Here is an 11,229-nt window from a genome sequence, read left to right as displayed (position 1 = left end):
TGAGCACACCGGTGGCCACGCCACCCCGACCCATGCCCACGCCCCCCAGCCCCCGCCCCGCCGCACCCCGCGCCCTCGTCGTCGAGGACGACCCGCTCTACGTCACCCTCTACACCGAGGTGCTCGCCAGCACCGTCACCGGCATCGAGATCGAGCACGCCGCCAACGGCTACGCCGCCCTGCTCCACCTCGCGAGGCAGCGGCCCGACCTCATCCTGCTCGACCTCCACATGCCGGGCTTCGACGGCTTCGAGCTGCTCGACATCGTCAAGCGCAAGCACGGGCTGGCCGAGGTGCCGATCCTGGTCGTCAGCTCCGCGCCCGACGAGAGCACCCAGGCGCTGCGCAGCCTGCCGGGCGTGCACGTCTTCGCCAAGCCGCTGCGCCCGGCGCTGCTCAGCAAGCTCATCCGCCAGATCCTCCCCGGTGCGTGCGCCTCGCTGTCTCCCGCACGCAGCCGCCGCCTCGTCGCCGCCCGCTTCACCGCCTTCGTCGGCGAGGACTGGGACCTGCAGCGCCAGATCGCCCTGCAGTTCTTCGACCTCGCCCCCGACCGCATCGCACGCATCGCCGACGCCGCGCGCCGGCGCGACTACCCGCAGCTGCGCGAGTGGTGCCACACCCTTACCGGCACCGGCTCCATGATCGGGGCCGAGGCGCTCGTCCAGCTCGTCGCCCGCCTGCGTCAGCAGCTCGACGGCAGCGAGCACGCCGCGATCGCCGGCGCGGCCGAAGCGGTCATGGAAGAGATCCGACAGATCGCCCTCGTCTTCGATCACGACTTCGATCTTTACGGCAGCGCGCACTGAGGCCGCGAGCCATGCGTACCCCCTGCCCGCGAGCCCCAGGCCGCATGCGTACGGAATCACCGCCTCCCCGGCAAGCACGCCCGCGCGGCATCCCGGAGCGTGTGCATCCTCCGGCGCGGCGGGGGCGGCCGTCGATTACCCCGGAACTTGACCCTGCCCACGGGTCGATGCGAAACTGATGACGTTTTCCTTATCCATATTCCTCGGGCGCGCGACGAACCATGAGTAAAGTTGCATTCAGGAAGGGTAACAACCCACCCCAGACGGGTCGTCCCCCCGCGCCGCAGCGCGCCGTGCCGCCCGCTCCGCCCGCCGTCCAGCCGATGAGCGCCACCGAGGCGCGCACCATGGTCCGGCGCAAGGAACTTTTCCAGCGTTACGCCCGCGACGCCGGGCTCGACGCCGACCAGCTCGCCGTCCGCCTGATGCTCTCGCCGGCCCGCATCCTCGACCTGCTCTGCGGTCGCGCGCCCATCAGCAACGAGCTCGCCACCCACATCGAGGAGATGCTGCAGCTGCCCGCTTCCTGGCTCGACCAGGGCGGCGCCCTCGAACCAGGAGATCCCCCGATGATCGACGTCCTCAGCCCGGCCCCGAACGTAGCCCCCTCGCAGGGGCCGTCGCAGGGCCCCGCCCAAGCTCCCAATGCGGCCTCGAATCCGGCCTCGACTGCAGCCCCGACCACCATCGCCGAAGCCCTGCCCGCCGCCGCCGTGCCGGCCGCCCGCGTGCCAGCCGCCGGAGCGGGCGCCGCAGCCACCGCCGTGGCCGACAAGAAGCAGCGCCACGAACACCGCCGCCTCAACCTCACCATGCTCACCACCGAGCGTGGCTCCAAGAACCGCCTCGCCCAGCTCGCCGGCACCTCCGGCAGCCGGATCAGCCTGATGACCTCGGCGCGCAAGCCGGTCTCCGACCCCTTCGCCTTCGCCATCGAGGACGGCCTCGGCCTCCCTCGCGGCTGGCTCGACCAGCCCCGCAGCCCCGACAGCGTCCCCGCCGCCGTCTGGCAGAGCCTGCAGGTCGACAGCGCCGCCGCCACGGCCGGCGCTGCCGCCATCGCCGCCGGTACGGCCGCTGATACGGCCGGTACTACGGCCGGTACTACGGCCGGCGCCGCGGTCGGTGCCGCGGTCGGTGGCAGGGTCGGCGCCACAAGCGCCGGCTCCACCGCAACGGCCAACGCCCGCGCCACTGCCGGCCGCCCGCGCCAGGGCAAGTCGGCTGCCGTCGCCAGGCACGCAGCATCCGCCCCCGCGGTCGCCGAGTACGCAGCATCCGCCCCCGCCGCCAGCCCGCTCGCAACCGGCCCGTCGGCCGTGCTCGGCGCACCGGCCACGCCGGCGCTCTCGGCCGCGATCGGCGCACCAACCACGCAGTCGCTGTCGGCATCCGCCGCCACGCCCGGCGTGCAGGCCCCCTCCCTCGCCTTCAGCGCGCCCGGCGCGGATGTTTACACTGGCACCACCGGCCGCCCGGCTGCCACCCCCGCAGTCGCCGCCGTTTCAACCGCCGGCACCGGCCTCTTCGACAAGCCCAGCGGCCAATGCGGCCCCATCGCCGAGGCCCTCGCCAAGACCATCCTCAACCTCTCCGCCACCGACAAGCTCAGCGAGTCCCGCGCCTTCCAGCTCCTCGGCGTCCTCCTCTCCGAAACCAGCCCCCCCGTGTAAAAGCCGCAGCCGCCGCGAATGGACGCCGCCGCGGCTCCGGTTTTATGTAGGAGCGGCGACAGCCGCGAATCGGGCCTGCGGGATGGCGACATGGCCACTTGCCCCACCGCCGCTTTCGCGCCTGCCGGCGCTCCAAATTGGACGGAAGCGCGTTGGTTTATGTAGGAGCGCCGGCAGGCGCGAATCGGGCCTGCGAAATGGCGACGTGGTCGCGCGCCCCGCCGCCGCCTTCGCGCCTGCCGGCGCTCCTACATAAACCACCTTTCGCGCCTGCCGGCGCTCCTACACGAACCATCGCGGGTCCGGTTTTATGTAGGAGCGGCGGCAGCCGCGAATCGGGCCTGCGGGATGGCGACGTGGTCGCGTGCCCCGCCGCCGCTTTCGCGCCTGCCGGCGCTCCTACATGAACCATCGCGGGTCCGGTTTTATGTAGGAGCGGCGGCAGCCGCGAATCGGGCCTGTGCGCGGGCGAATGGACGCCGGGCGCGGCGCTCACATCACCAACAACTCCTCATCGGTCATGGGGTCGAACAGGCGCTCCGACGACCAGGTGCCGGCAGGGTCGAGGCAGAGCTCGTAGAGCCTGTGCACCTGCGCGGCGGCGCCTTCCGCCTCCGGCGATCCGAACAGCGTCAGCAGGCTCAGCGAGCCGTCTTCGCGCATCTGCACGTCCTCCACCAGCGCAAGTTCCCCGACCTCCAGGCGCTCGCGCTCGCCAGCGGTCAGCATCGACGGCGTGGGGGCGCACAGGCAAGTGAGCGGGCCGAAGAGCTGCGCCAGCGGCTTCTCCACGGACCTCAAGCGATCCAGTGGCACACGGTGGAGTTCCAGCACCGCGCCGTCCTCGCTCTCGGCCTGACGCAAGCCGCCGGGCTCGGACACCAGGCGAACGCACTGCAGCCACACATGATCCTCGTCGGTCGAGGGCACGACGGTCACGACGCTGCCCTCGGGCAGGCGCAGGTCGTGCATCAGGTAATCCACCTCCGGGCGGGCACAGTCGAACACCACCCAGCGCGTAAAGGATCCGCCGCCTAACAGGTCGATCATCCCCAGGCGCAACAGCAGCAGATCCTCGCCAATCCAGCCGACGTCCTCCACGGACTCCACCGAGTGCGACTCCTCGCCCATGCGCTCCATCCGACTCACCAGGCGATCCCGCGGCGAGGGCTCGCCGATGCTGACGCACACCCCCCAGCCTACGAGCGTCGCACGCGGCGCCGGCGTCGCCGCGCCACCCCGCGACGACGCACCTCGCCCCCTCGTTCGCAGTGCACGCACGGCGCGAAGTCCGCAAGCCTTCCCCGAACGCATCAGACCGATCCTCATGGCGACACTCCTCCACAGCATGGAAATCAACACGACGGCAGCACTCCGGACAGAATGCTTACCCCAATAAGATACCAGTACGGTGGTGTATTGTTTACCTTTTGGGGTATATTACGCAACCGAGGCAGGCTAGCACCCTCGATTCGACCACCCGGCACGCGTATGCACCCCGGGCGTCGGACATGTCCGCCGATGCAGCAGAGGATCGGGCTGCGTGGCTCCGACGCCTTCGAGTTTCCAGACCTCGGCCCGTTCGCCCCGGGCCACAACAAAGGAGTGCAGCAATTGAACGAGAAGCCCCCCACCCGCAAGCTGCCCAAGCTCGTCTTCAGCGACAACGGTGACATTCCCAGCTTCCGCCGCAAGCATAAGCTGACCCAGTCCGACTTCTGGCAACAGATCGGGGTAAGCCAGTCGTCCGGCTCGCGTTACGAGCACGGGCGCGAGATCCCGCTGCAGATCCGCATGCTGCTGCAGATCGTCTATGGCACCCCGAAGCAGGCCAGCTCGATGTTCGACTGGCTGCGCGACGCCGCCCGGTAAACGGCCCTGCACGGTACCCAAGGCCATGCACAACGCCTCGACTCCACCCGCCACGCCCACCGCGACTCCCTGCCACCCCAATGTCCTCGTGGTCGAGGACGATCCGCTTTACCGGACGCTCTACACCGCGAGCGTCGCCCGCATCTGCCCGCAGGCCCGCATCGAGCAAGCCTGCGACGGCGCAGAAGCGCGCGCAAGGTTCGCGACCGGCGATATCGACATCGTGGTGATGGACCTGCACATGCCCGTGCTCGACGGCGCGGCGTGGCTGGCGGAGCTCAAGGCGGACCCCCGCAACGCCGAGCTCGCGATCCTCGTCATCAGCGCCTTCGACGAGCTCGCCGTACGCGTCCATCGCGCCGCCTACCCCAATGTATTCACCTTTCCGAAGCCCTTGCGGACGGACGAGTTCGAGCGCGCCATCAGGCAGGCGGTGTCGCTCATCCGCGTCACGCGCCCCCAGCACATCCACCGGACGGGCGGCGACATGCTGGTCGACAAGGGCCACCTCGGCCTCTACGTGAGCGACGACCCCGCCGTGCAGCGCGCGGTGGGCGACCAGTTCGTGCTCCTCGTGCCCCACCTCGTCGAGGAGCTACGGCGTCGCATCTGCGCCGACGACTTCCGGGGCGTCATCGACAGCAGCCTCGACGCCCAGGCCGCCGCCTCCGTCATCGGCGCACACCGAGCCGCGCGGCTCGCCCATCGCCTGCAGATCGCCGCACGCGCGCAGGACCGCGCCGTGGTCGCCAGCCTCCACCAGCTGCTCGCCGCCGCCCTGCACGAGTACGCCGACGCCCTCGCTGCGGCCTGAGTCCGGGGCGGCGTCGGCCGCAGAGCCGACATCCCCCGCAGAGCCGACCTCATCCGCAGAGGTCGGCGTCATCCGTAGAGGTGGGCGCTTGCTCGCAGCACACCGCGTATAAGCAGGCCACGAAAAAAACCCCGCACGGGCCGAAGCCGATGCGGGGTGGCAACTTCACCCATGATCTGAATCTCGGGATCGAAGTGCCCTAGAGGCCACTCACAAAATCACCACATGTAACTTTACATTGGTGGCTCGCCTCGGTCAAACGCTCCTCTCGCTGCCGTACCTCTCGCTGCCGTACCTCTCGCTGCCGTACCTCTCGCTGCCGTACCTCTCGCTGCCGTACCTCTCGCTGCCGTACCTCCCGCTGCCGTACCGCAGCGCTTGACCCGGCTCTGCGGGACCCAGGCGGTCGACGCAATCCCTATCAGCTCGAAGACCCACCCCAGCCGGGTGTTCGGCGGGCACCGTCCGCAGCGAGCCTTTACGGTCGCCCCTCGCCGCGGCGGCTATCCCGCCCCCACCTCTTCGTCACTCCCCCTTCTAACCCAACAGGCGCGAAACCTGCCGGAACAACTGCTGCGCATCCGGCGACAAGCGCTCCGAGCTCGCATGCAGGTTCAACCTCAGCGCGATCGGACGCGCCACGTGCGGCGCCTCGACGCGCAGGTGGTGCGCAATCGCAAAGACCAATGCCTCCATGGCGTCTATTCTGGAGCAAGGGTCAGTGGTCGTGGCCCCATTACCTGCCTGTTTCAAGTGGATTCTCCTTGGTGCAAGTCCCCGACGCAGCCCCGGGAACCAGTAAGCATACGCGATATATATTTATGCTATTGGTCTACCTTTTTTGCATTAACTGCAACAATGCCCACCGAGCAGTCCCTGCAACCAGAATGGGTGAGAGCATGCCATCGACCGCCTCCACATCACGCAACCGCTTCGCAACGTTTCCGGACACCCCCTCGGCACGACGTAACCTGACGCGCCTCCTGCGCGAAACCACGACCGTCAGCTATACGCAAATTGCACGGGTAACGGTGCACGACAAGAGCTGGGTGTCACGATTCCTCGCAGGGAATGGGTTGATCTCGCTTGGGGAGCTCCTCGCCTGGCTGGACCAGTGCGAGCTCATGCTGGCAAAGGACGTCGCCGGCACGGACCCGATCGGGGAAGACCAGGCGCTCCTCGCACGCCTGGAAGCGGCGCTCAGCGCACTGGACACGCTCAAGAGCAACACGCTGGAAGCGTGCCGCTGCGAGCGCGAATGCGAACTGATGCTCTCCTTGATCGGCCTCGCACGCGTCGGACTCGAGCATCTGCTGCAGCGCTACCGCAGCGCACCCGGCATGTAGGAACGCCGGCAGGCGCGAACCGGAGCCGTGATGGTTCATGTAGGAGCGCCGGCAGGCGCGAAGGCGGCGGTGGGCTTCGTCACCCGCGGTGGTTCCTGGCACGCCCGATTCGCGGCTGCCGCCGCTCCTACATGAACCGGCGCGCTTCCGTCCAGCCGATTCGCGCCTGCCGGCGCTCCTACATAAACCCGCGCGTTTCCGTCCAGCCGATTCGCGCCTGCCGGCGCTCCTACAAAAACCAGCGCGATTCCGTCCAATGCCGGAGCCGTGGTGGTTCATGTAGGAGCGCCGGCAGGCGCGAAAGCGGCGGTTGGGGTCCGCGCTGCCCGGGGGCGGCTACAATCGAGCCGGTGTCGTTCCGGAGCCGGTCATGTCCCGCAAGAAGCTGCCCATCGGTGTTCAGACCTTCGCGCGCATTCGCGAGGATGACTGCTATTACGTCGACAAGACGGGCTTTGCCCTGCGGCTGATCGAGGAAGGCAATTACTACTTCCTGTCGCGCCCACGGCGCTTCGGCAAGAGCCTCCTGATCGACACGCTGGCCGAGCTGTTCGAGGGCAACGAGCCGCTGTTTCGTGGGCTGATCGCGCACGACCAATGGGACTGGAGCCGGCGCTACCCGGTGCTGCGGATCAGCTTTGGCGGCGGCGTGATCCGTGACGCCGCCGATCTCGAAACCAAGATCGACGAGCTGCTGGGCATCAACACGCAACGCCTGCAGGTGAGCTGCACCCAGCGCGACAGCCGTGGCCGCTTTGCCGAGCTGATCCGCGAGGCCGAGCGCGTCCATGGCCAGCGCGTGGTGGTGCTGGTCGACGAGTACGACAAGCCCATCCTCGACAACCTCACTCGCCCCGACATTGCGCGCGAGATCCGCGACGGGCTGCGCAACCTGTACTCGGTGATCAAGGACAGCGACCCCCACATCCGCTTCGCCATGCTCGCCGGCGTGTCGAAGTTCAGCAAGGTGAGCCTGTTCTCCGGGCTCAACAACCTCAACGACATCAGCCTGGACGAAGCCTACTCCGCGATCTGCGGCTACACCGACGAGGACGTCGACACGGTGTTCGCGCCCGAACTCCCCGCGCTGGACCGCGAGAAGATCCGCGCCTGGTACAACGGCTACAACTGGACGGGGGCGTCGGTGTACAACCCCTTCGATCTCTTGCTGCTGTTCCAGAAGCGCCAGTTCCGCCCGTTCTGGTTCGAGACCGGCACGCCGACCTTCCTGGTCGATCTGCTGACCGAGCGCGGGGCCTGGCTGCCGGGTCTCGAGCAGGTGATCGCCACCGAGAGCCTGCTGTCGGCCTTCGAGGTCGGGGACATCTCCACCGAAGCGCTGATGTTCCAGGCGGGCTACCTGACGATCGACCACGTGCAGCGCATCGGCGCGCAGCCGCGCTATCGCCTGCGTTACCCCAACCTCGAGGTCCGCGCGAGCCTGAACGAGGCGCTGCTGGGGCGCTATATCGCCGACGCTAGCCGCGCTGCCGAGAACACCGGACGGCTTCATGATCTGCTGCTGGCGAACGACTTTGACGGCCTGCGGGCGCTCTTCACCGCCTTCTTCGCGAGCATCCCGCACGACTGGTATCGCAACAATCCGATCGCGCAATACGAGGGCTACTACGCCAGCGTGTTCTACAGCCACTTCGCAGCGCTGGGGCTGGATGTGCGACTGGAGGATACGACCAACCGCGGACGCATCGACATGGCGGTGCTGTTCAACGCCACTGTGTATCTGTTCGAGTTCAAGGTGGTCGAGCTGGTGCCCGAGGGCAAGGCCTTGCAGCAGCTGCGCGATCGCGCCTACGCCGACAAGTACCGCGCCCGCGGCGAGCCCATCCACCTGATCGGCGTGGAGTTCAGCCGCGAGAGCCGCAGCGTGGTCGCCTTCGAGGTCGAGACCACCCAGCCCGTGTAGACCCCATGCAGGAGCCGTGATGGTTCATGTAGGAGCCGTGGCGGTTCACGTAGGAGCGCCGGCAGGCGCGAAAGCGGCGGTGGGCTTCGTCACCCACGTTGGTTCCTGGCACGCCTCATTCGCGGCTGCCGCCGCTCCTACATAAACCGGTGCGCTTGCGTCCAATGGCCGTGGCGGTTCATGTAGGAGCGCCGGCAGGCGCGAAAGCGGCCTGCGATTCTTGCGCCGACGGAGCCTATGGCTCGGCGACGAGCGGCCCGCCGTCGTGCGCGAGCTCCATCGCCTTGACCGCATCGAGGGGACGCCCGCGGAAGCGCAACTCGAAATGAAGATGCACGCCGGTGGAATACCCCGTGCTCCCCATCACCCCGAGCGCCTCCCCTTCCGCAACACGCTGCCCGACGCGCACCGCGATCTGCGCCAGATGCGCATAACGGGTCTCGAAGCCATTCGCATGTTCCACCACCACGAGCTTGCCGAAGCCCCCCTGGCGCGCCGCGAAACGCACCACGCCGTGGCCGCCCGCGCGGACCGTGCGGTCACCGTGGGTGATGAAGTCGGTGCCTTCGTGCGCCCCCAGGCGGCGCGAGATCGGGTGGCGGCGGAATCCGAATCGCGAGCTCACCTGCCCGCCGGGCACCGGCTCGCCCGCAGGAATCGCTGCCACGAAGCCGCGCAGGTCGTTGTTGAGGGCGAGCGCATCGCCGCCCGCCCAGTGCTCCCACGACAGGCCCGTACGCCAACCGTAGCCAAGGCCCGGCTCGGACTTCGGCCTGCCGGACCCACCCCCCAGGACGCCGGCCGCACTGCCACCGAGCCAGTCGCGCGGTTGCAGCGCGCGGTCCACACCACCCGCCGCCGCCCGACCGAGCGCGCTCGCAAGCTCCGCCGCCTCGAACCCCATTTCGAACAGGCCCTCAACGATCTGGCGGTTCTGATCCGCCGCCTCACGCCGCGCGGCTGCGAGCTTATAGTCGGAAGCAGGCGGTGCTGGGTGGTCGCCAGCCTCGAGGAGCCTGGCGTAGCCATCTCGCCTTGCCATCGCGAGCAATGTCCGCCCCCCCGCGGGTTCTTTGGGGTCAAGGTAAACGTTCTCTCCCAGGCTCCCGGCGCAACCCGACAAACCCGGCATCGTCACGCACGCAAACAAGATGGCACACCCCGCGCTGCGCGTTCCCATACGCGCCCCCCTTCGATCGTCTTGCCTGAAAGTATAGTTTACCCTTTCAGAAGGACCGACGCACAAGCTTGCAGACACCAGCGAACGGGCCGTGTCGCGCGATTCCAGCGCAAGTCCTGCTTCTCAGGCTTGCAAGCCCCCGGACACGCCGACCTTACCATCAGGAAGGTTTCGCGATGGCGACCGGCCGCCTCGCTGCGAGCACGGTACCGAAGGCCGCCCCATACCCTGGCAATGTGGCGTCGAGGAGCCACCGCGACGCAACTTTTCAGCTGCCGTGACAGCGAACACGACGCAGATCAAAGAAGCCCTTCTGCGGATAGGTTTACTCTCACTCCTCACAACCCATCGCTTAGAATTTTCGCATCCCGGGCAGCAGGCGGGTGGCGCGGGCCACAGGCGGACAATCAACCTCGGGAAGAAAGAGTGATGAACGGTGACCGGCAGGCAAGACGCAAACCTCGGGCGCTCGCGCGATTGGCAGCCCTGAGCGCGCTCATAACGATTGCGCTCGGCGCGTGCGCAACCCGCCACAACGCCGTCCCACCGCCGCAGGAGCACGGCAGGGTCGGCGTCACCGACCAGCAATCGGCCACGCCGGGCACGAAGCAGGCGACACTCGGCACGACCCGCCTCAAACGACGCGTAAAGATCCTAGAGCACGCAGCGCTGGCGGCAGCGACGAGCGTGGACGAGCATGAGGCGGCGCTTCTGGCGGCGCTGGAGCGCGCGCTGATCGAGTCTGGCCGGTACGAGGTGATCAAGGCTGGCGGTCGGGGCGACTCCGCGGCCGACGGCGATGCGATCCTCATGGCGGTCGAGCGGGTTCCCGACGCCCGCGTGACGACGGTACGGCTTCACCTCCAGGACCCGCGCTCGGCATCGGCAAAGCTGGTGTTCTCCGGGGAGGGCGAGCCCCTGGAGAAGAGAGCGGGGATGTTCGTTCGCCGGGACGAGACGAAGGCGCGCGCGGCCGCGTTGAACTACGCGATGAGCAAGGCCTTGCTGAATGCATCGGCCGTGCTGGGTTCGCTACCGTGGCAAGCCCCCGTGCTGAAGGCGACGGACGACAACACGGTGCTGATCCCCGATGGCAAGCGGATGGGGCTGAAGCCCGGTGTGATGCTGTCGATCCAGACACGCGAACAGGCCATTCGAGGACCGGGCGCAAGGTCGCAGATCGCCGTGCCCGGCCGGCTGGTGGGCGAGGTCCTCATCGTCGATCATGAAGAAGCCCCGGGGCGCGAGACCATGGCGGTGGGCGCGGTCGTCTCCGGCTCGCTCAAGGGCTACGACCCGCGCGAGCTGGTGGTGCGCTTCTGCAAGCCGAAGGGCTACTTCGGCCACGACTTCGGCCACGACCGCCAGTGCGGCACCAAGGCCGCGGCGCTGGTGTCCTTCGACCCCGAGACCGCGCTGCTGAGCTTCTCTCCCGAGGCGGAGGGCGAGGGCGATTTTCACCCCGTGCCGCACGAGGCTTCGCCGGTCGAGCGCCCGAGCGCGGTGTTCTGACCGACGCGGCGACCGCCTCACAGCGCCCACACCCGCCGCAGCGCCTGCAGGGGCTTGCGCAGCAGGTGCTGGGCGAGCGCGACCTGCTCGCCGCGGATG

Annotated in this window: 10 protein-coding genes; 7 read left to right on the top strand and 3 right to left on the bottom strand. The window is 68.3% G+C overall.

What is annotated here, in order from left to right:
* Positions 1-809 (top strand): response regulator (locus C667_RS14950; RefSeq protein ID WP_211207718.1); only part of this gene is annotated, 809 nt, incomplete at its 5' end.
* Positions 810-1,132: 323 nt separating this feature from the next.
* Positions 1,133-2,482: a hypothetical protein gene (locus tag C667_RS14945; RefSeq protein ID WP_004367699.1), complete on the top strand. Its 1,350-nt coding sequence runs from the start codon at positions 1,133-1,135 to the stop codon at positions 2,480-2,482.
* A 492-nt stretch (positions 2,483-2,974) separates the two neighbouring features.
* On the opposite strand, the gene C667_RS14940 is transcribed toward C667_RS14945, so the two are convergent.
* A complete protein-coding gene (locus C667_RS14940; RefSeq protein ID WP_157302358.1) occupies positions 2,975-3,631 on the bottom strand; it encodes a hypothetical protein in 657 nt (218 codons plus the stop codon).
* A gap of 465 nt (positions 3,632-4,096) precedes the next feature.
* Between C667_RS14940 and C667_RS14935 the strand changes: the two genes are divergently transcribed.
* Together C667_RS14935 and C667_RS14930 are read left to right on the top strand one after the other, a co-directional pair.
* Positions 4,097-4,354 (top strand): helix-turn-helix domain-containing protein, encoded by a 258-nt coding sequence (locus C667_RS14935; RefSeq protein ID WP_245538479.1) that lies wholly within the window; start codon positions 4,097-4,099, stop codon positions 4,352-4,354.
* A 25-nt stretch (positions 4,355-4,379) separates the two neighbouring features.
* A complete protein-coding gene (locus C667_RS14930; RefSeq protein ID WP_157302356.1) occupies positions 4,380-5,168 on the top strand; it encodes a response regulator in 789 nt (262 codons plus the stop codon).
* Positions 5,169-5,705: 537 nt separating this feature from the next.
* Here the strand turns inward: C667_RS14930 and C667_RS25780 are convergent.
* Complete coding sequence (locus tag C667_RS25780; RefSeq protein ID WP_157302354.1) at positions 5,706-5,864, bottom strand: hypothetical protein; 159 nt, start codon at positions 5,862-5,864, stop codon at positions 5,706-5,708.
* A gap of 191 nt (positions 5,865-6,055) precedes the next feature.
* On the opposite strand from C667_RS25780, the gene C667_RS25775 reads away from it, so the two are divergent.
* Both C667_RS25775 and C667_RS14920 read left to right on the top strand, forming a co-directional pair.
* Positions 6,056-6,514: a hypothetical protein gene (locus C667_RS25775; protein ID WP_157302352.1), complete on the top strand. Its 459-nt coding sequence runs from the start codon at positions 6,056-6,058 to the stop codon at positions 6,512-6,514.
* 370 nt (positions 6,515-6,884) lie between these two features.
* A complete protein-coding gene (locus C667_RS14920; protein WP_004367686.1) occupies positions 6,885-8,438 on the top strand; it encodes a PD-(D/E)XK nuclease domain-containing ATP-binding protein in 1,554 nt (517 codons plus the stop codon).
* A 235-nt stretch (positions 8,439-8,673) separates the two neighbouring features.
* Here C667_RS14920 and C667_RS24405 read toward each other — a convergent pair whose 3' ends face one another.
* Entirely contained in the window at positions 8,674-9,480 is an 807-nt protein-coding gene (locus C667_RS24405) for a M23 family metallopeptidase (protein WP_004367684.1), read from the bottom strand.
* A 567-nt stretch (positions 9,481-10,047) separates the two neighbouring features.
* Between C667_RS24405 and C667_RS14910 the strand changes: the two genes are divergently transcribed.
* Entirely contained in the window at positions 10,048-11,130 is a 1,083-nt protein-coding gene (locus tag C667_RS14910) for a curli production assembly/transport component CsgG (RefSeq protein ID WP_245538480.1), read from the top strand.
* Positions 11,131-11,229: the final 99 nt, after the last annotated feature.

Origin of the sequence: Thauera phenylacetica B4P (assembly GCF_000310225.1) — a bacterium.
Taxonomy (GTDB): Bacteria; Pseudomonadota; Gammaproteobacteria; order Burkholderiales; family Rhodocyclaceae; genus Thauera; species Thauera phenylacetica.
Note: the sequence above shows the minus strand (reverse complement) of the source record. Positions and strands in the feature narration are given on the sequence as shown.